An 18,051-nucleotide genomic window follows, 5' to 3' on the forward strand; every position below is an offset into this window, starting at 1 on the left:
TAAAAAAACGCCGAAACCCCTTGTTTCATCCGGGGATTCGACGTTTTTCCACTTAAGCTTCCACGATTTGAACGGATTCCATTTTGTCGCGGCCTTTGAACGCATCGACGTGCTCCATGCCTTTGACGACTTTCCCGAACACGGTGTGCTGACCGTCCAGGTGAGGCTGCGGCTGGTAGCAGATGTAGAATTGGCTGCCTCCGGTGTTGCGGCCGGCATGCGCCATGGCAAGCGTTCCGCGTTCATGCTTGTTCGGGTTGATCTCGCAGTTGATCGTATAGCCCGGGCCTCCGGTGCCTGACCCGTGCGGGCAGCCGCCTTGCGCTACGAAGCCCGGAATGACGCGGTGAAACACGACTCCGTTGTAGAAGCCTTCGTTTGCAAGCTTTTCGAAGTTTGCTACCGTATTCGGCGCATCTTTCTCGAACAAATCGAGCACGATTTCGTTGCCGTCGGTCATTTTAATAATCGCCTGTTTTGCCATAGGACGAACACTCCTTTAATTGCTTGTTCTGCCGGACGCATCCTTCTGCGATGCCCCCGGACAACCCTTCCTATTTTACTATGAAAAACGGTTCCGCACAAATTGGCATTCATTCTTATCGCTCGCACGAGGATAAAAAAACGCCGGCCCCAGGGACCGGACGTTCTCTCTCATCTTTCTTATAACGTTTTGGCCGTCACTTGCCGCATCCGCTCAGGGACGACATCGTTGCCGAGCAAATGCTCGAACGATTCGCGTTTTACCACGATATCGGCCTCGCCGTCCTTCACGAACACGACCGCCGGCCGGCGAATCCGGTTGTAGTTGCTCGACATCGCGTAATTGTATGCACCGGTGCAGGCTACAGCGAGTAAATCGCCCGTGCGCGCCTGCGGCAGGCTGACGTCCCAGATGAGCATGTCGCCGCTCTCGCAGCACTTGCCCGCGATGGATACGACCTCTTCGTCCGCTTCGGACGCACGGTTCGCGAGCATGGCCTCATACTGCGCTTCGTACAGCGCCGGACGCGGATTGTCGGTCATCCCGCCGTCGACGGCTACGTATTTGCGCACGCCGGGAATATCCTTGTACGTGCCGATCGTGTATAGTGTCGTCCCTGCGTCTCCGACGATGCTGCGGCCCGGCTCGGTCCAGATCTCAGGCAGCGGATAGCCATTTTGGCCGAATTTCGTCTGGATCGCTTCGGCGATCGAATGTACATACTCGGCGACAGGCAGCGGCGAATCGCCATCGATATAACGGATGCCGAAGCCCCCGCCCAGATTGATGACCGGGAACGTCAGACCCAGCTGCTCCCGGATATGGACTGCGAAATCGGCTACTTTATCGACCGCAAGCCGGAAGCCGCCGACCTCGAAAATTTGCGAGCCGATGTGCGAATGAACGCCAAGCAGCTCGATATGCGGCAGCTCCGACGCTTCCTTGACCGCCTGCTCGGCCGCGCCGTTAGCCAGATCGAAGCCGAACTTCGAATCGGTCTGGCCCGTTGATATATATTCATGCGTGTGAGCATCCACCCCTGGGGTGATGCGCAGCAAAACATTAACTTTTTGCCGTTTCTCTCCCGCAATCGCGTTCAACATGTGCAGCTCGACAAAGTTATCGACGACGAAGCAGCCGATCTTGGCGTTAACCGCCATCTCAAGCTCCTGCGGCGTTTTGTTATTGCCGTGAAAATGAATCCGCTCGGCCGGAAAACCGGCTTCCAGTGCGGTATACAATTCGCCGTCCGATACGATGTCCAGCGACATGCCCTCTTCCTCGACAATACGGCACATAGCCATAACGCAGAACGCTTTGCTGGCATATGCTACCTGAAACCGGAGGCCCGTAGCGCGAAATGCTTGCACAAATTCGCGGCAGCGCTGGCGGATCAATTGTTCGTCCATGACATACAGCGGTGTTCCGTAGCGCTCGGCTAAATCGACTGTGTCGCAGCCGCCGATTTCCAGATGTCCCCTGTCGTTAATCTTGCTGGTGCCGTGTAGATACATCTTGTTCGACTCCTTCTCCCCATGAAAAGACATTACTTTTAAAGTACCACAGACAAGCGCAAAAACACAATATGCAAAACACCCCTCCGAAGCCGGGCTTCAAAGGGGCGTAAGGAGTGAAACTATTTTGGCCGCTGCGCCTGCCGGGTCCTGTCTTTCGGCCTTGTCAGACTTAGGCGCGTTTTCATGGACAGAAACGGCACTCTTATCAGAATATGCCGCATTGCGTTCATATTAAACGGGATAAACGGCCACAAATACGGGGTATTGTACGAGCGCTGCAGCGCCAGCATGAGCAGCAAAAAGGTAGAGCCGATGATAAACCCCGGCACTTTGAAAACCGCAGAAATCACGAGCAGGACGAGCCGGCAAATACGGTTCGCCAAGCTGAGCTCGTAGCTGGGGGTAGCAAACGTACCGACCGCGGCAACCGATATGTACAGGATGATCTCATTTGAGAACAAACCCGCCTTGACGGCTACTTCTCCTACCAAAATTGCCGCCACCAAGCCCATGGCGATCGCAAGCGGCGAAGGCGTATGCACGGCTGCCATCCGCATCAAATCGATGCCAAGCTCCGCGATAAGAAACTGGCCGATGATCGGGATTTTTCCCGGCTTCTGCGGCCCCAGAAACTCGAGCCCCGCCGGCTTAAGCTCCGGCGTAGTCACGATAAGCAGCCAAAGCGGAAGCAGAAAGATCGACGCGGCGATGCCGATAAACCGCACCCATCGGAGATAGGTGCCCACAATCGGCGTCTGACGGTATTCTTCCGCATGCTGCACATGGTGGAAAAACGTCGTCGGCAAAATCATAACCGAAGGGGACGTATCGACAAACACGATGACATGGCCTTCCAGCAGGTGAGCCGCCACCACATCGGGACGCTCCGAATACCGGACTGACGGATACGGGTTCCAGCTATTCCCAACCACCGCTTCTTCCAGCTGTTTCTCGGCAAGCGGTACCCCGTCCACCTTCACTTCTTTGATTTTATCGCGGATCGATTCCACCAGCTTCATGTCACAAATATCTTGAATGTAGCCTATGCAAACGTCGGTCTGCGTTCGTTTGCCGACCTGCGTAATTTCCAGCTTCAGCCGCGGGTCCCGTACTCTGCGACGCACCAACGTAACATTGGTAAGCAGCGTCTCGACAAAACCGTCACGAGAGCCCCGCACGACCCGTTCGAGCTCAGGCTCTTCGGTCGTACGGGCCGGAAAGCTCTTGGCGTCAACCAGAATGGCTTCGCGTTCGCCCTCGAAGAAAAAGGCCGTGCCGCCCATCGCGACATTGTCGATCGCTTCCTTCAGCTTGCAGGCCCGCTTCACCTGCACGTGAGGAATCAGCGCCTCTTCGAACAAGCCGATGATTTTGCGGCGCCCGTCCTCCTCCTGACGCTCTGACGGCTCTTCCGCGCGGTCCGTTCTCCAGTTCCGGTACGGTCTTCGGTGCTCCTCCACCGGTTTTCGGTGCTCTGTTTCTCTCTGCACCTGATCGGCATAAGAGAGCCGCTCCAGAATTTCGGTCAGTACATAATCTTTAATGAACCCGTTATAGTAGAAAATCCCTGTTTTTTGCCCGCCGAACACCATTTCGCGAAAGATGACGTCGAAGCTTTTGTTCAAGCCTACTTGCTCTTCCAACTGCCGCTTCAGACGGTCGAAATCCTCGGAAATTTCCGTGCTCTCCTTAAGCTCCCGCTCTTCCGCCGTCAATTGCGTCTCCTGACGCATCTTGCGCGACATACCCGATTCGGAATCTCCGGATTCGGTATCGTGTTCCTCTCCGTCCTTTACGGATCGCTCCTCCGGTTCGTCCGCCGACAGGCTGCCGATAATGTTGCCTTCCCGGTCAATGATCAGCTTATCTTCCTCCGGCGGCTTGATGCTGCGAAGCTTTTTTGGCTTTCCTATCAATTTCGCACGTTTGATTTGCTTGTTCACACCCTTCACCTCCCAGCGAATTTTGCTGCGGCGCAGCTTCGGGCACTACTGCACCAGCCCGAGCCAATCGATCAACGAGCCGAGCACTTTCCCGAAAATCATCGCCATCAACAGCCAGATCATATATTCTTCCATCCGGATTCTTTTGGCCAAAATCGGCAGTACGTTGATGACCTCAGTCAGCGCTGCCGCAAGCATGCCGACAAAGCAGCCGGCGAACAGGCCGAGCACCGAGGCGGACAAAGGAAACAGCCGGAACCTCCATTGAAAGAAATCCGTCACCGTAAAAAAAACCGCACCGAGCACGACTGCACCTTCGTATAAGCGGATCGACCGGTACGATCTGCTGATTTGCGCCAGCCTCGGTATGATGTCCAGCACCACCAAAAAAGCCACCATGCCGCTGCCCACCGCAAGGCCGCCAGCCAAGCCAACAAAAGCTACCAGGAACCCGCTCAACAGTCCGGTCAAGACGGCGGCTCCCGATCCAGGGAGCGATTGATTTTGGTGTATTCCTCGGCGATGACATACTGGTTGACGTTTTCCTGATACATGAACATTTCCACCTCCAACGGGCTCGGCTCCTCGTTGAACTTTTTCTTGAACAGGTGATTGAAAAAGACGATCATCCCGATGCCGATGCCAAACGAATATGGAATTTGCAGCAGCAGCGGGCGCTCGGTCGGTTTGCCGGTGAGCAGCTTATAGAGGCTCCGGTGGACTTCGGCCATGCTGACGTCGGCGTGAAAATTCATAATGGCCAGTCCCGATCCGATAAAAAGCAGCAGCCACACCGGAATGATGAGAAATATGCTGGGAGGGCGCGTTTTGTCCGAAATTTCAACCAGTGTATGCGGTTCGCCGAAATGCTCGATGGTCATGGCCGGAAACCGCTCTTTGATTTTGCGAACGACCAGCATCATATCGATAAGCAGCAAGCTGCCGTCATGCTTCTCGGGGCGGTACAATTCCAGCTCAAGCAGCTCCGCTTCATACTCGGGCTCCGTCAGAAACACGGCAATGTGCCCGAGCCGAATCGGAACGCCGCGGCTGACCCGCATCCGTTTGCGCAATCGGATGTACAGGGACGGAGCGGAACCACGGTTCATCCCCGAATCCTCCCTTACCATGCATTTAACGGTAGTATGAATAATTACGCATGGCGATAAACATCCCGGACTTTGGCAAAAATTTCACCGGGAGCCGAGGCATAAAGGGAAGCGACATAACAAACAGTAAAGGCAAGAACAAAGGTCACCCAAACTTTTCGTTAGAGGAAGGTGTCGGCATATGAGAAGAACGGCTTTAACGCTCGTTATCATCGGGGCTTTAAACTGGCTGTTGGTCGGACTGTTTCAATGGGACTTGGTTGCCGCCTTGTTCGGAGGCGACGCTCATCGGGTATCTTCGGGCATAAGCCGAATTGTTTATACATTGGTCGGTTTGGCGGGCCTGTACTGCATCGCCTTGTTGTTCCGCGACGACGACAGAGCCCGGGCCCGGTAACGGCAAGGCTGTCCTTGAGACGCACCAAGAGGACGAGGGCGTTCGCTCGTTCTCTTTTTAAGCTGCAATACAAAAACAGCTCCCCGTCGATTCCCGCAAGAGGAACCTCGGAGAGCTTATTTAGGCCGTTGTAGTTATTGGGCAATTTGATCCTTGATCGACTGTAATATTTTTTTCTCGAGCCGCGAGACCTGCACCTGGGAAATACCAAGTCTGCTGGCCACCTCGGACTGCGTCTGATCCCGGAAATAACGGAGATATACGATCAAACGTTCCCGTTCATTCAGCGTGCCGATCGCTTCGTTCAGCGCCAGCTTGTCGAACCACTTGTCTCCGCCCTCGTCCGCGATCTGATCCATCAAGGTGATCGGGTCGCCATCGTTTTCAAAAACGGTTTCATGGATCGAGGACAAAGGCTTGTTTGCTTCTTGAGCGAAGACGACCTCCTCCGGCGTGATTTGAAGCTCCTCCGCCACTTCCTTGATCGTCGGCAGCCGGCCGTTCCGTTTCGAAAGCTCGTCCTTCGTCTTGCGGATTTTGTTGGCCAGCTCCTTGAGCGAGCGGCTCACCTTCAGCGTTCCGTCGTCGCGCAGAAAACGCTGGATTTCCCCGATGATCATCGGGACCGCATACGTTGAAAACTTCACATCATACGACAAGTCAAACTTATCCACCGACTTGAGCAGTCCGATGCAGCCGATCTGAAACAAGTCCTCGGCCTCGTAGCCCCGGTTAAGAAACCGCTGCACAACCGACCAGACCAGACGGATGTTGCATTGCACCAGCGTATCTCTGGCCACGGTGTCACCGGACTGGCTGAGCGCGATCAATCGTTTGACTTCGCTATCGTCCAAATAGCTGTGTGAGGCGTGCTTCAAATCTACATCCATGAGATCAGACCCCTAATTGAAAAGAGCTTTTTTCGATTCGATTCGCTTCTTCATTTTAATCGTGGTGCCTGTGCCTAAGGCTGTCGTCACTTCGATCGCATCCATGAAATTTTCCATAATCGTGAAGCCCATGCCAGAGCGCTCCAGCTCCGGCTTCGACGTATAAAGCGGCTGCTTGGCCAGATCCAGATCCTCGATCCCCGCTCCTTCGTCCGTCACGGTAATAAAGACCGTGTCTCCTTCGAGCTCGGCCGTAATCGTTACAATCCCGTCCGGGCGGTTGTCATAGCCGTGAATGATGGAGTTCGTTACCGCTTCGGACACGACCGTCTTGATATCCGTCAGCTCATCCAGCGTCGGGTCCAGCTGCGATACGAAAGCGGCGACGGTTACGCGGGCGAACGATTCGTTCTCGGAGCGGCTCGCAAACTTCAGCGTCATAAAGTTTCGTTCACTCATAGGGCGACCTCCAGACTTTGCAGCGCTTTACTCTCGTTATCCTGAATCGATAAAATTTTGAACAGCCCCGACATTTCAAGAAGCCGGTGTACGGCGGGATTCAGGTCGCAGACGACCATTTTGCCGCCGCGCGCCGTAATCTGCTTGTAGCGGCCCAATATGACGCCGAGGCCGGAGCTGTCCATGAAGGTTAGCTCCTTGAAGCTCATGATGATGTGGTTGACGTTTCCGCGCATGACCGCCTCTTCCATCCGCGTTTTGACTGTGTCCGCCGTATGATGGTCCAGCTCTCCCTGAAGCCTGACGATCAGCGTTTGGCGATAATGTTCGAGTTCGATTTGCAGACTCAAGCTGCTCACTCCTTCCCGTTCATGCACACTCTTTTCTACGTGAAGGAATCCTTTTCCTGCCCCCCGACAAAACTAGAAGAAATGCGCTATAACTAGAACAAAAGCGACAGAAAGCGCAGCGGAATAGCGCAAAATCCCCGCGGCGGCGTAAGCTGTGTCTGCGGGGATCATGCTGTGTATGTCAGGCCGGCAGCTATTCGTCAATCCAAGAAAAACATCCGTTTCGCCGTTCGCTTCGTCAAGGTCCACCACCCGGCTTTTTTCACATTTACGGGCGATTCCAGCGCGAATTCGGTCAATACCTGATCGCCTTTGTATACGATGATTTTCCCGATCGAATCCCCGGCGGTAATCGGCGCTTTCAAATCCGTCCGCAGTTGGACTTCGTGGCGGATTCCGTCGGCCGCTTCCCCTTTTTTGAGCAGCAAGCTGTAAGGATGTGTCGCCGTTAACGGGACGACCGGCACCTCGCCCTTGCCGATTCTCAATTCGCCAAGCGAATCGCCGGTCTTGTAGATCGGAAGATTCGTATATTGCGAGAACGCATAATCGAACATCCGCGTGACTTCCGCATTGCGCGTTTTCGTATCCGGTTCGCCCATGACCACGGAGATGACGCGCAGATTGTCACGCTTCGCCGTTGCCGACAGGCAAAATTTCGCTTCACTCGTATAACCGGTTTTCAAGCCGTCCGCCCCCGAATAAAAGCGCACGAGCTTATTCGTATTGACAAGCCAAAACGGCTTCGGCGATTCCTTGCGCAAATAGTCTTGGTACAAGCCGGTATACTGGGTAATCGCTTCGTGCTTAAGCAATTCTTTGGACATCAGCGCAATATCGTAAGCGGAAGAGTAATGATTTTCGGCAGGCAGTCCGTTCGGATTGACAAAATGGGTATTTTTCATCCCCAGCTGCGCGGCACGTTCGTTCATCATTCGCACGAATGCTTGTTCCGTACCTGCAATTTTCTCCGCCATCGCTACCGATGCGTCGTTGCCGGAGGCCATGGCGATGCCTTTCAGCATATCACGCACCGTCATTTCCTCGCCGACTTCCAGAAAAATCTGCGAGCCGCCCATGGAAGCGGCGTATTCGCTTGTCCGCACTTTCTCGTCCAGCTTAAGTTTTCCTTGGTCCAGTGCTTCCATAATAAGCAGCATCGTCATAATTTTCGTGATGCTGGCGGGGGGAAGCCTGGCATCTTTGTTTTTGTCGTGAATGACCGTGCCGGAATCCGCGTCGATGATCACGGAAGATACGGCATTTGGAGCCAGCTCAACCGGCTGCGCTCTTTTCGCTTCCTCCGCCATCGCGGACGGCAGCGCGACCAGCAGCAGAAGCTGGATGCAAATCGACCACTTGATCACTTTGCTGATCATAACCCTATTCTCCCCTCCTGTCGGAGCTCGATTGTAGGTACTGGTATTCAGTGTTGACAAATCTGGCACAAAATATTCCAAAACAGGAAAACAAACAACCGGGAAGCAGGCCCGATCCCCGGCTGGCATTCACATTCACGCTGGAGGATGCGGCTCTAATGTGCGGTCGGAAACACGCGGCGTACCAAATCCGCAAACCCTTGCACGAATCCGCCGACCGGACGTCCGGCTCGCACATCCGCTATATACGTGTTGACGCGTCCGACAAAATCCGGATTGACAGATACATAGACGCGCTGTACGTTCGCATCCGTCGCCCGGATTTTCCCGGCGATGCGATTTTCGACATCCTGCGTCAGCGTCTGGTTGGGTTTCAGCACGGACGCCACATAAGCGGTACGGTCGGTAACAAGCACATTCGCCGAATGGACTTCCGGCACCTCGGAAACAATTTTGTGTGCTGCCGCATCGGCAATATCGATTTTTCTGGCGGTGGTTTGATACGGCTGAACCCCCTGATTCGTTCCCTGATGTGTGTAATGCGTCTGGGTCTGCTGCTGGGGTTGGGCAGCCTGCTGCTGCATACGCGCCTGCTGCCTGTTCGTGCAGCCAGCTGCCAGGACGGCGACGCAGCCAAGCACGAGCGAGGCTCGGACCCATACTTTAACGTGATTCATCGTTGTTGCAACCTCCCTGTGAATGATTGTCGTCTTTAGTATGCTTACTCCCATCGTTTGGCATGCACGCAAAGAAGCCCGGGACCAAAATCCCGGGCTTTCAAGTATCGTGACCAGCTTATTACAACTTGCGAATACCGTCCTTCGTGATAACGGCATAAATCAACTTCAACTTTTCGGCAGGCGCCGAAGCGATCTTGAAAGCGGCAGCCGTCCGCTGCATCATTTCCGCCGTTTCTGCCGAATCCTCGCGGTTGATATACAGCTCGGCAAGCGGCTCGCCTTTTTTCACCGGATCGCCGACACGCTTGAACAGCTTGATGCCCACGGCCAGGTCGATCTTGTCTTCTTTGGTCGCGCGGCCCGCACCAAGCAGCATGGCGGTAATCCCTAGCGCTTCCGCATCGATCGCAGCTACATAGCCTTCTTCCGGCGCCGGTACGTCCACACGGTGGGCGGCTTGGGGAAGCCGGGCGGGATCTTCCGCAACATAGGCGTCGCCTCCCTGCGCGGCAATGAACTGCTTCAGCTTCGCGAGCGCCTCGCCGTTGTCAAGCAAGCGGGTGACGAGCTCCTTCGCTTCGGCTTCGCCGTCCGCTTTGCCTCCAAGGCGCACCATGTGCGCCGCCAGTTCGAGACAAATCTCCGTCAGCTCGGCCGGCCCCCGGCCGCTGAGCGTATCGATCGCCTCCAGCACCTCAAGCGAGTTGCCGATCGAAGGACCGAGCGGCTCATCCATGTTCGTAATCACCGCAACCGTCTCCCGGCCGACCTCCGTTCCGATATCGACCATCGCTTGAGCCAGCTTGATGGAATCGTCCAACGATTTCATAAACGCGCCGCGTCCGGTTTTGACATCGAGGACGATGGCGTCCGCGCCGGAAGCGATTTTTTTGCTCATGATCGAGCTGGCAATCAAAGGAATCGATTCCACCGTCGCCGTCACGTCGCGCAAGCCGTACAGCTTCTTGTCCGCCGGCGTCAGGTTGCCAGTTTGGCCGACTACCGCAAGCCCGATCTCCCGCACCTGCGCCAAAAATTGCTCCGTTGTCCGCTCGACGGCAAAACCCGGAATCGCTTCCAGCTTATCGATCGTCCCGCCTGTATGGCCAAGGCCCCGGCCGGACATTTTCGCCACAGGGATACCGGCCGCCGCCACCAACGGCCCTACGATGAGCGTCGTCGTATCCCCGACACCGCCTGTGCTGTGCTTATCGACCTTGATGCCGTGAATGGAGCTTAGATCGACCTGATCCCCCGAACGCGCCATCGCCAGCGTTAGATCCGCCGTTTCCCGCGCGGACATGCCGTTAAAATAGACCGCCATCGCCCAAGCGGACATCTGGTAATCCGGAATTTCCCCTTTCGTGTAGCCTTCAACCAAAAAAGCGATTTCTTCAGAGGACAGCTCCTTGCCGTCCCGTTTGCTATGTATGATATCAACCGTTCTCATCCAGGCCAACTCCCCTGTCACGTAGTCTCCCCCGTATTATATTCCCTTCGCGGCAAAAAGAAAAGAAAGCCCCGGGAGACGCTCCCGAGACTTCCTTGGCACATGTAAAACGGGATATTGCTTTTTTAGGATACGACGATCTTCGTTTTCATATCCGCATGACCCGGACCGCAAGGCAGCACGCAGTGCACTTCATACGTACCCGGTTTGTCGAACGTAACATCCATCGACTTGGTGTTGTTGTCCAGCTTCACATTGGTGCCAACGATTTCAAGCGCATGAAGCCCTTCCTTGTTCATCAGGGAAACGGTCATTTTCTCACCGGCTTTCGCCGTGTATTCCGGCTTATCGAACTGATAGTTCGTCGCTACGAACTTGATCGAAGGACCCGCCGTTTCCTCTTTCGCCATTTCTGCCTGACGTGCAGAGATGTTCTGGAATAAAACGCCCGCACCGAGGAGACAGGCGATGATGAACAATGAAAACATAGCCCACTTTTGCATAGATAATCCCCCCCTTACTGTTCGGCCGTAAAGACGTATAGTCTTATTGTACAAAATACGAGCGACTTTACACATGCCCTTTCATGCCATTCCCGTGAAAAATTTGTGAACAAATTTTGATCGTCATTTCCACGGCACTCACTCTTAGCATGAGATAACGTTTCAGCCAAAATACGCGAATTTCCTCCATCAGCAAAAAAACTCCGCCATAGCGGCAGAGCATTTACAAAATTGGATTTAACGGCTGAGTCGGTCGCGAATTTGGAAGCCGATGCCCCGCTCTTTCCGCTTCGTTTCCTGCTGGTTCATCTTTTGGATATCGTTCACGATTCGAATCCGGCATGAGCTGCATAAGTGATGCTGTCTGATCGGCGAGCCGCAGCTGTTGCACGGGTAAGTTAATCCGGGATAATAAGCGACCGGCAGCCGGTTCGATACGATGAATTCGGCAATTCGCTTAGCGGAGACTCCCGTTCCCTTGCTCAGTTCTTCGGTACTTGCCTTCCGATTGCCGCGCAAATAAGCTTCGCAGCGGTCGAAATCGCCGTGAACCTGGTCGATACAATCCTGACATAGATTGCGCAAGTTTTTTTGAAATACCTTTCCGCAGTTCGGGCAGTTGGCTACTTTAAGCATCGTCATGGCGGGCACGCCCCTCTTTTTCCTGCTTCCGTTTTGTTAGATATGGTTCTAACGAATTACCGAAAGTAGTTCCATATGCCCAATTGTAGCACAATAGCTATTGCCCGAATAGAGGGACGCCCCAACTTTTTTGGATCTGCCCCTAAAGTCATATGTCTGAATAACCCCATCGCGACTTGTCATACTATAAAGGACACATTCATCCGAGAAGCAAGGAACAGGAGGTGCCGCACATGTCCGACAAGCAGCAAGGCCACGGGAATCAGAACACAACGACCCGTACCAGCGACAAAGGCGCGAAGAAATCGAAATAACGAGCCGCGACAAAAAAAGTACTCCCGCTTCCAAGGAAGGTGGAGTACTTTTTGCATAACTATGCGATCGGCGTCCCGTTCGGAGCCGTCTGATCCGGTACGAGCAAAATGACATCCCCCTGCTCCGGCACCCCGCCGAGCACCAGCACCTCGGATACATAACCGGCAATACGTCTGGGCGGAAAATTAACAACCGCAACAACCTGTCTGCCGATAAGTTCTTCCGGCACATACCGCTTCGTAATCTGGGCGCTGGAGCGCTTGATTCCGAGCTCTCCGAAATCGATCTGCAGCTTGATGGCCGGAACCCGCGCTTCCGGAAAAGGCTCGGCGGCCATCACCGTTCCGATCCGCAGGTCCAGCTTATGAAAATCGTCGATCGTTGCTTCCATTCCGTTTCCTCCCGAAGCGATTCGTTAAAAACATGATACCGCAGCACAGAGGGACAAAGCAACAAACCGCTTCGTTATAACAATATTTTACCATCTGAGTTCATCATACAGTCGCCTTGCGAAGCATGGCATACGACGCAAGCGCATAGACGACGATTAGTGCAAACAACCAGCCTGCCCATTCGGATATGGTTATCCCCGCTATCCATTGAAACAAAACGCCCCACCATTGGTAATAGTTTAAAGAAATAACGAGGACAGTGACAACCGCTGTGATAACACCCGAAAACGCGATCATACCGAACCAGCCATATCGCCGCTGGACGCTCGAAATAGCAAATCCAAGAAAGAACAGATGCAGCAGCAGCACGAAGTTTCTCGTCACTTGTCCAATCGCCGTACCGTCGCCCCAATAGGGCATACGGAAGAAGTGGAGCCCCACTCCCCAGCCGCCGCTCCAGCCTTCAAGCAGGGAGAAAAGCAGTATCAGGATGGATGTACTCAAGCTGATCAGAGCGAAGTTCATAGCCGTTCCGGCAAAATAATCTGTTCTCCGGACACCCATGCCAAGTGCAAAGACGAACGTTTGTGGCAGAGCGACCATCCCGATAACAAGCATATATACGTAAAGGGAAGTAATGCCGCCGGTATACATTCCGTCTTTCCCGCCAATCGAAAACCGGATGGTAAGATGTAAGATGAGATTGAGTAAGAGAATGATCCAAGGCATGTATATCCAGGAGAGCTTATCTCTCAAATGCATTTTTGTTACGCTCGCAACGCGGTTCATAGAGCACTTCCCGCCTTTCTATCCGATGTATGCTTCGTTAAATGGACGACTAACTGCTGTAAGGAAACGGGGGAGAATTCGAGCCCAAGCGCTTCCCCTTCCTTCCGCTCTTTCTCGCTCAGCTCATCCATTACCGTCGCCGAAATCAGTCCGCCGAACGCTTCCTGATGGATGATTTCCCGGGCTCGAATGAATTTTTCCACGGTACGGGCCGTTCCTATGACGGTAAACGCCCGCCCTCGAAGCGCCTCCGTATCCTCATTCAAAATCAGCTTGCCGCCATCGATCATAATCACATGCTCCAGAAGTCGGCTGACTTCATCGATCAAGTGCGTCGACAAAATGACGGTTCTCGGATGAGCCGAGTAATCCTCAAGCAGCTTTTCGTAGAATAACCCTCTCGCTACCGCATCGAGGCCCAAATACGGCTCGTCGAATATCGTAAGCGGCGCTCGGCTGGCAAGACCGACAACGATTCCTGCGGCGGACAGCATACCTCGGGACAGCTTCTTCATTTTCCTTTTCAGCGGAAGCCCGAACGTCTCGATCAGCTCATAGGCGAACCCCCGGTCCCACTGCGGAAACAACGATTCCGCCACCTCCAGCACATCGATGACCTGGAAGTTGTCCGGGTACTTTTGACTTTCTTTAATAAAGCACATTTTGCTTAGTACGCTATTGTTCTCGTACGGTTTTTCACCGAACACTTCAATTTCTCCACTGGTAGGAAAAATTTGAGCGGTGATCATATGCATGACCGTCGTCTTGCCTGCTCCGTTTCTCCCAAGAAGCCCGTAAATTTTGTTCGGCTCTATGGAAAAGTTGATGCCATCCACCGCCTTCACATTGCCGTACGACTTCGTCAACCGAGTCACTTCGACGATCGGATTCATTTGCCTCCATCCCCTCTCCGGATCATATCCATCAGCTGCTCCGATGTAATGCCGAGCTTCTCGGCTTCCCGGATCATCGTCACCACATATTGCTCAAAAAACTGCTCTCTTCGCTTCTCCATCAATTGAGCGCGCGCGCCGGTCGCTACAAACATGCCTATCCCCCGCTTCTTGTACAATATCCCTTGGTCCACCAACAGATTGACTCCCTTGGCCGCCGTCGCCGGGTTGATCTGATAAAATGCCGCGAATTGATTCGTCGAAGGAACCTGCGATTCTTCGGGCATGCCGCCTTCGATGATGTCATTTTCAATCCGTTCGGCGATCTGAACAAAAATCGGACGGCTGTCGTCTATTAAGGTCATTTGTTCACCACCAAACTGGTTAATTACTCATGTAACTAACTATATATCCAAGTAACTCCTTTGTCAATCGTCTTTGAGCAAAAAATGAAAAAATCCCCGAAAGCCTAGAAGTGAAGGCTCTCAGGGATTTATTCATCGTACCGTTATAGTAATGCTTCGACTGCCGGTTCGAGATCGAGCGGGTCAACTGTAGATTCAAAGCGCTTAACGACCTCGCCTTCGCGGTTGACGAGAAACTTGGTGAAGTTCCATTTAATGTCGTCGCCGGGCAGCAGCTCAGGCTGCTTCTCCTGCAGAAAAGCATTCAGCGTTTTCCCGGCCGACTGATTGAGATCGAATCCCTCGAAAGGGGCTTGCTCCGTCACATATGCAAACAGCGGATGCTTCTCCGAGCCGCGGACGTCCACTTTCTCAAACAATGGAAACGAGACCCCGTAGTTCAACTGGCAGAAGGTATGGACGTCTTCACTGCTCCCCGGCTCCTGCTCTCCGAATTGATTGCAAGGGAAGCCTAGAATGACCAGCCCTTGGTCACGGTATTTTTCGTACAGCTTTTGCAGATCGGCATACTGCGAGGTGAAGCCGCATTTGCTGGCCGTATTGACGATCAGCACCACCTTGCCCTCATATTGCTCCAGACTGACTTCCTGGCCTCGAATATTGTTCGCTTGGAATGAATAGATAGACATAATAACTCCTCCATTATTGTTTGATTTGGTTTTCATGCGAATTGAAGAATCTAAATTTAAATTGTACACAATTTAATTGTTTACAATTTATCATATTACGCCAGCTTCTGTCAAGCCTTTCATGTTCCTTTTTTAAGCTAAAAAACCGCTTCCCCCCCGTGAAAATCGAAGAAAAGCGGTTCTTTAGTTCGTTTAATCAGGAGTTAAGCCTGCGCTTCTTTCACAAAACGGCGTACCAGCTCGATGAAAATCGGTTTTGTACGGTTCGCTACCGCCACTACCTGCTCATGCGTAAGCGGCTCCAGCTCTTCGCCTATCGTCGCCATGTCGGTGATGCAGGAGATGCCGAGGAGAATCAAGGGTTTTATGAGTTAGTTCCGAAATTTAGTTAACGACTACCGATATAGTCTCCTTTAATTTACATGGAGAAAAAATCAGTCAAAACGGGAGCGAGGAAGTCCGGAGCCACATTATGCTCCTGACCTTCCAGGATGTGGCACTTTGCATTGGGGAGTCTGTCCACGAGCGCTTTCACCGCATTTTGCTGGTACTCAGGACTTGCCCCTCCACCCACCACGAGCGTAGGGATCGAGACGGGAGACCACCGCTCGGCTGGCAATGGGTTCCCCGACATGGTGTCACCCATGATGGTGCCATCATAGACCAACGTGTGCGCTACATTTTCCATCGCCGGCCAGAATGGCGCGCTTCGTATCGGAGCAACGAAATCGGCAGGAACGCCTGCTGCCTTCGTCAAGAAATACTCGACTGCGTCGCCTCGGCGGCCCGACGTTATCAGCTCTTTGAGCTGCACTAAGTAATTCTTCGGCAGCGGAGGACGCGTATTGTCAACGACGAAAGGGGGCTCGTACAATGCGAGCTTCGCGATAGCAAGCTTGCGAGCCGCTTCGAGGGCAAGAACTCCACCGGAAGACATCCCGAATACGAATGCCGATCCGCCAGCCTCGTTAATGAGAGCTTCGATATCTTCCACTTCGCGCTCAACAGCGTACGGCGCCGTGTCGCCACTATCCCCTCGACCCCGACGATCGTAGTTGAACACGGTAAAGTGGGGTGACAGAAGCGAAGTGAGCTGCGACATCATCGGATCCGAACGAGTTTGAAATGCAGCGCATACCAGGATGATCGCCGGTCCATGCCCGGATTTATCAAACGCAATGGCTGTTCCGTCTTTCGAAATTACTTTTTTCATTACCTTTGCCTCCTATGATTTGGGAATTACCTTCTGAACGACCATTAATCCGTTTCCATCCGGGTCCTGAAACGTGAAGAACTGAACGCCTTGTCTGGACTCGAGCCCGTTGTCTGCGATGGCTCCCTTGGAACGGACATGATCCAATGCGGCAGCCAGATCGCGCGATTCAATGGCGGGAATCGGATTCGTACGCAAATCCAACTGCAGTTTATTGTAGAATGCTCTCGGAAAATAGTTTAGACGATTGTCGTCGATGCAGTCGGGCTCCGAGTTTTTGGCGACGAATCCCCATACCATTTGGTCGTTTCCTGCAGGTTATCAGCGTGTACAAAAGACACGAAATGTCCGTTTTGGTGTAGAGACGATATCCGGAATCGAAATGGCTCTATGGTGAAAACAAACCGATTTGATCATAAAATCGCAATGTTCGAACCGACAGTCCTGCCATATTAGCAAGTTCTCTAACTTGCTATTCTGAAGCATGATCATCCCCTGTCTTGGTTGCTAGCTTTTTACCGGTACCCTCACTATACATCATTACGTTACGTAAGGATCAAGCCATTTAACAAAAAAGACCACTCCCTCTCGATTTATTAAATCGACAGAAAGTAGTCGTCGTATCTAAATCCGTTTTTAACCACCACTACTTGCTAAGGTGGCCCTCTTTAAAACCTTCTCTAACTCTATACCTCACGGACAAAACGGCGTACCAGCTCGATGAAAATCGGTTTTGTACGGTTCGCTACCGCCACTACCTGCTCATGCGTGAGCGGCTCCAGCTCTTCGCCGATCGCCATGTCGGTGATGCAGGAGATACCGAGCACTTTAAGGCCGGCATGGCTTGCTGCGATCACTTCTCCTACCGTAGACATGCCTACCGCGTCGCCGCCGAGGTTCGCAAGCATGGTCAGCTCGGCCGGAGGCAAGTAATTCGGACCGCTAATGCCTGAGTATACGCCCTCCTGTAAGCGGATCGCTTCGCCGCGCTCCTGTCCCATTTGGGCAGCAATCCGCTTGGCCAGCTCACGGAATTGCGGCGTATACGCCTGCGACATATCCGGAAAACGGGGACCGAGCTCCGGATGATTGATTCCGATGAGCGGATTATCTCCCGTCAGGTTGAGCTGGTCGGAGATCAGCATCAAATCGCCCGCCTGAAAGCCGCGGTTCATTCCGCCCGCCGCGTTCGTAATGACAAGCGATCGAACACCGAGCTGCTTCATGACGTAAATCGGGAAGACGACTTTTTTCATGGAGTAGCCTTCGTAATAATGAAAGCGGCCCTGCATGACGATAACATTTTTGCCTTCGAGCTTGCCGATGACAAATTGCCCGGCATGGCCTTCCACCGTAGATACCGGAAAATGCGGAATTCTATCGTAAGGAATGGCGATGGCATCCTCCACCTGAGCGGCCATATCGCCCAGGCCGGAGCCAAGCACCAAGCCCATATCTAAAGATCTTCGGTCGATGCGGTCGCTGATCCATTGAGCCGCTTCTTGAATATGTTCAACGTAGTTCGGTTCCATCTCTTCTCCCTCTTTCGAATCGAATTCGGCAGTCGCTTAAAGGCGGACGCCGTTCCATCA

The 18,051-nt window shown here is 53.2% G+C and carries 22 protein-coding genes and 2 pseudogenes; 1 reads left to right on the top strand and 23 read right to left on the bottom strand.

The window, feature by feature from the left end; translation table 11 throughout:
- Window positions 1-52: 52 nt before the first annotated feature.
- From PEL01S_RS09340 to PEL01S_RS09360, 5 genes are all read right to left on the bottom strand, one after another.
- A complete protein-coding gene (locus PEL01S_RS09340) occupies window positions 53-484 on the bottom strand; it encodes a peptidylprolyl isomerase (protein ID WP_127460107.1) in 432 nt (143 codons plus the stop codon).
- A 179-nt stretch (window positions 485-663) separates the two neighbouring features.
- Window positions 664-1,998, bottom strand: coding sequence for a diaminopimelate decarboxylase (gene lysA / locus PEL01S_RS09345; protein ID WP_127460108.1), 1,335 nt, complete (start codon window positions 1,996-1,998; stop codon window positions 664-666).
- Window positions 1,999-2,120: 122 nt separating this feature from the next.
- Window positions 2,121-3,944 carry a spore germination protein gene (locus PEL01S_RS09350; RefSeq protein WP_127460109.1) on the bottom strand — a complete coding sequence of 608 codons (1,824 nt, stop codon included), beginning with the start codon at window positions 3,942-3,944 and terminating at the stop codon, window positions 2,121-2,123.
- A 45-nt stretch (window positions 3,945-3,989) separates the two neighbouring features.
- Complete coding sequence (locus PEL01S_RS09355; protein ID WP_108531788.1) at window positions 3,990-4,415, bottom strand: stage V sporulation protein AB; 426 nt, start codon at window positions 4,413-4,415, stop codon at window positions 3,990-3,992.
- On the bottom strand, window positions 4,412-5,053 hold the full coding sequence (locus PEL01S_RS09360) for a stage V sporulation protein AA (RefSeq protein ID WP_108531789.1): 642 nt from the start codon (window positions 5,051-5,053) through the stop codon (window positions 4,412-4,414). Before PEL01S_RS09360 ends, PEL01S_RS09355 begins: the two co-directional genes overlap by 4 nt.
- A 181-nt stretch (window positions 5,054-5,234) precedes the next feature.
- Between PEL01S_RS09360 and PEL01S_RS09365 the strand changes: the two genes are divergently transcribed.
- Entirely contained in the window at window positions 5,235-5,450 is a 216-nt protein-coding gene (locus PEL01S_RS09365) for a DUF378 domain-containing protein (RefSeq protein ID WP_063185862.1), read from the top strand.
- 134 nt (window positions 5,451-5,584) lie between these two features.
- On the opposite strand, the gene sigF is transcribed toward PEL01S_RS09365, so the two are convergent.
- The 18 genes and pseudogenes from sigF to PEL01S_RS09455 form a co-directional block, all read right to left on the bottom strand.
- Entirely contained in the window at window positions 5,585-6,340 is a 756-nt protein-coding gene (sigF, locus tag PEL01S_RS09370; RefSeq protein WP_063185864.1) for an RNA polymerase sporulation sigma factor SigF, read from the bottom strand.
- A 12-nt stretch (window positions 6,341-6,352) separates the two neighbouring features.
- A complete protein-coding gene (gene spoIIAB, locus PEL01S_RS09375; RefSeq protein ID WP_127460110.1) occupies window positions 6,353-6,799 on the bottom strand; it encodes an anti-sigma F factor in 447 nt (148 codons plus the stop codon).
- A complete protein-coding gene (spoIIAA, locus tag PEL01S_RS09380) occupies window positions 6,796-7,149 on the bottom strand; it encodes an anti-sigma F factor antagonist (RefSeq protein WP_010498989.1) in 354 nt (117 codons plus the stop codon). The genes spoIIAB and spoIIAA overlap by 4 nt, the downstream gene beginning before the upstream one ends.
- A 200-nt stretch (window positions 7,150-7,349) precedes the next feature.
- Window positions 7,350-8,528 carry a D-alanyl-D-alanine carboxypeptidase family protein gene (locus PEL01S_RS09385; protein WP_127460111.1) on the bottom strand — a complete coding sequence of 393 codons (1,179 nt, stop codon included), beginning with the start codon at window positions 8,526-8,528 and terminating at the stop codon, window positions 7,350-7,352.
- Between the two features lie 155 nt (window positions 8,529-8,683).
- Window positions 8,684-9,205 carry a YhcN/YlaJ family sporulation lipoprotein gene (locus PEL01S_RS09390; protein WP_163767726.1) on the bottom strand — a complete coding sequence of 174 codons (522 nt, stop codon included), beginning with the start codon at window positions 9,203-9,205 and terminating at the stop codon, window positions 8,684-8,686.
- Between the two features lie 121 nt (window positions 9,206-9,326).
- Window positions 9,327-10,658 carry a pyrimidine-nucleoside phosphorylase gene (locus PEL01S_RS09395; RefSeq protein ID WP_127460113.1) on the bottom strand — a complete coding sequence of 444 codons (1,332 nt, stop codon included), beginning with the start codon at window positions 10,656-10,658 and terminating at the stop codon, window positions 9,327-9,329.
- 125 nt (window positions 10,659-10,783) lie between these two features.
- Window positions 10,784-11,161 carry a cupredoxin domain-containing protein gene (locus PEL01S_RS09400; RefSeq protein ID WP_010498993.1) on the bottom strand — a complete coding sequence of 126 codons (378 nt, stop codon included), beginning with the start codon at window positions 11,159-11,161 and terminating at the stop codon, window positions 10,784-10,786.
- Window positions 11,162-11,398: 237 nt separating this feature from the next.
- Window positions 11,399-11,803: a flagellar protein gene (locus PEL01S_RS09405; protein ID WP_127460114.1), complete on the bottom strand. Its 405-nt coding sequence runs from the start codon at window positions 11,801-11,803 to the stop codon at window positions 11,399-11,401.
- A 373-nt stretch (window positions 11,804-12,176) separates the two neighbouring features.
- Window positions 12,177-12,509, bottom strand: coding sequence for a chaperone CsaA (gene csaA, locus PEL01S_RS09410; RefSeq protein ID WP_127460115.1), 333 nt, complete (start codon window positions 12,507-12,509; stop codon window positions 12,177-12,179).
- Window positions 12,510-12,612: 103 nt separating this feature from the next.
- A complete protein-coding gene (locus PEL01S_RS09415) occupies window positions 12,613-13,299 on the bottom strand; it encodes a hypothetical protein (protein WP_127460116.1) in 687 nt (228 codons plus the stop codon).
- Entirely contained in the window at window positions 13,296-14,192 is an 897-nt protein-coding gene (locus PEL01S_RS09420) for an ABC transporter ATP-binding protein (protein ID WP_127460117.1), read from the bottom strand. The genes PEL01S_RS09415 and PEL01S_RS09420 overlap by 4 nt, the downstream gene beginning before the upstream one ends.
- Window positions 14,189-14,557 carry a GntR family transcriptional regulator gene (locus PEL01S_RS09425; protein ID WP_054976409.1) on the bottom strand — a complete coding sequence of 123 codons (369 nt, stop codon included), beginning with the start codon at window positions 14,555-14,557 and terminating at the stop codon, window positions 14,189-14,191. The genes PEL01S_RS09420 and PEL01S_RS09425 overlap by 4 nt, the downstream gene beginning before the upstream one ends.
- Before the next feature lie 143 nt (window positions 14,558-14,700).
- The gene (locus tag PEL01S_RS09430) at window positions 14,701-15,246 is read right to left on the bottom strand and encodes a glutathione peroxidase (RefSeq protein ID WP_127460118.1); all 546 of its coding nucleotides are present in this window, start codon (window positions 15,244-15,246) and stop codon (window positions 14,701-14,703) included.
- A gap of 203 nt (window positions 15,247-15,449) precedes the next feature.
- Window positions 15,450-15,605: pseudogene (locus tag PEL01S_RS09435) on the bottom strand (purine-nucleoside phosphorylase); the annotation flags it as partial.
- A 59-nt stretch (window positions 15,606-15,664) separates the two neighbouring features.
- Window positions 15,665-16,459, bottom strand: a complete 795-nt coding sequence (locus tag PEL01S_RS09440; protein WP_127460119.1) for an alpha/beta fold hydrolase — start codon at window positions 16,457-16,459, stop codon at window positions 15,665-15,667.
- A 12-nt stretch (window positions 16,460-16,471) separates the two neighbouring features.
- The gene (locus PEL01S_RS09445; RefSeq protein ID WP_127460120.1) at window positions 16,472-16,759 is read right to left on the bottom strand and encodes a VOC family protein; all 288 of its coding nucleotides are present in this window, start codon (window positions 16,757-16,759) and stop codon (window positions 16,472-16,474) included.
- Between the two features lie 91 nt (window positions 16,760-16,850).
- Window positions 16,851-16,931: pseudogene (locus PEL01S_RS35680) on the bottom strand (MerR family DNA-binding transcriptional regulator); the annotation flags it as partial.
- 214 nt (window positions 16,932-17,145) lie between these two features.
- The gene (locus PEL01S_RS09455; protein WP_127460121.1) at window positions 17,146-17,991 is read right to left on the bottom strand and encodes a purine-nucleoside phosphorylase; all 846 of its coding nucleotides are present in this window, start codon (window positions 17,989-17,991) and stop codon (window positions 17,146-17,148) included.
- Window positions 17,992-18,051 lie beyond the last annotated feature (60 nt).

This window comes from Paenibacillus elgii NBRC 100335, from assembly GCF_004000865.1.
In the GTDB taxonomy this organism is placed as follows: domain Bacteria; phylum Bacillota; class Bacilli; order Paenibacillales; family NBRC-103111; genus Paenibacillus_G; species Paenibacillus_G elgii.

What these genes read in the sequence shown, in the direction of transcription:
- PEL01S_RS09340 (WP_127460107.1), bottom strand. Translation starts at nt 484, where the DNA reads ATGGCAAAACAGGCGATTATTAAAATGACCGACGGCAACGAAATCGTG.
- lysA (WP_127460108.1), bottom strand. Translation starts at nt 1,998, where the DNA reads ATGTATCTACACGGCACCAGCAAGATTAACGACAGGGGACATCTGGAA.
- PEL01S_RS09360 (WP_108531789.1), bottom strand. Translation starts at nt 5,053, where the DNA reads ATGAACCGTGGTTCCGCTCCGTCCCTGTACATCCGATTGCGCAAACGG.
- PEL01S_RS09365 (WP_063185862.1), top strand. Translation starts at nt 5,235, where the DNA reads ATGAGAAGAACGGCTTTAACGCTCGTTATCATCGGGGCTTTAAACTGG.
- sigF (WP_063185864.1), bottom strand. Translation starts at nt 6,340, where the DNA reads ATGGATGTAGATTTGAAGCACGCCTCACACAGCTATTTGGACGATAGC.
- spoIIAB (WP_127460110.1), bottom strand. Translation starts at nt 6,799, where the DNA reads ATGAGTGAACGAAACTTTATGACGCTGAAGTTTGCGAGCCGCTCCGAG.
- PEL01S_RS09385 (WP_127460111.1), bottom strand. Translation starts at nt 8,528, where the DNA reads ATGATCAGCAAAGTGATCAAGTGGTCGATTTGCATCCAGCTTCTGCTG.
- PEL01S_RS09390 (WP_163767726.1), bottom strand. Translation starts at nt 9,205, where the DNA reads ATGAATCACGTTAAAGTATGGGTCCGAGCCTCGCTCGTGCTTGGCTGC.
- PEL01S_RS09395 (WP_127460113.1), bottom strand. Translation starts at nt 10,658, where the DNA reads ATGAGAACGGTTGATATCATACATAGCAAACGGGACGGCAAGGAGCTG.
- PEL01S_RS09400 (WP_010498993.1), bottom strand. Translation starts at nt 11,161, where the DNA reads ATGCAAAAGTGGGCTATGTTTTCATTGTTCATCATCGCCTGTCTCCTC.
- PEL01S_RS09405 (WP_127460114.1), bottom strand. Translation starts at nt 11,803, where the DNA reads ATGACGATGCTTAAAGTAGCCAACTGCCCGAACTGCGGAAAGGTATTT.
- csaA (WP_127460115.1), bottom strand. Translation starts at nt 12,509, where the DNA reads ATGGAAGCAACGATCGACGATTTTCATAAGCTGGACCTGCGGATCGGA.
- PEL01S_RS09415 (WP_127460116.1), bottom strand. Translation starts at nt 13,299, where the DNA reads ATGAACCGCGTTGCGAGCGTAACAAAAATGCATTTGAGAGATAAGCTC.
- PEL01S_RS09420 (WP_127460117.1), bottom strand. Translation starts at nt 14,192, where the DNA reads ATGAATCCGATCGTCGAAGTGACTCGGTTGACGAAGTCGTACGGCAAT.
- PEL01S_RS09425 (WP_054976409.1), bottom strand. Translation starts at nt 14,557, where the DNA reads ATGACCTTAATAGACGACAGCCGTCCGATTTTTGTTCAGATCGCCGAA.
- PEL01S_RS09430 (WP_127460118.1), bottom strand. Translation starts at nt 15,246, where the DNA reads ATGTCTATCTATTCATTCCAAGCGAACAATATTCGAGGCCAGGAAGTC.
- PEL01S_RS09440 (WP_127460119.1), bottom strand. Translation starts at nt 16,459, where the DNA reads ATGAAAAAAGTAATTTCGAAAGACGGAACAGCCATTGCGTTTGATAAA.
- PEL01S_RS09445 (WP_127460120.1), bottom strand. Translation starts at nt 16,759, where the DNA reads ATGGTATGGGGATTCGTCGCCAAAAACTCGGAGCCCGACTGCATCGAC.
- PEL01S_RS09455 (WP_127460121.1), bottom strand. Translation starts at nt 17,991, where the DNA reads ATGGAACCGAACTACGTTGAACATATTCAAGAAGCGGCTCAATGGATC.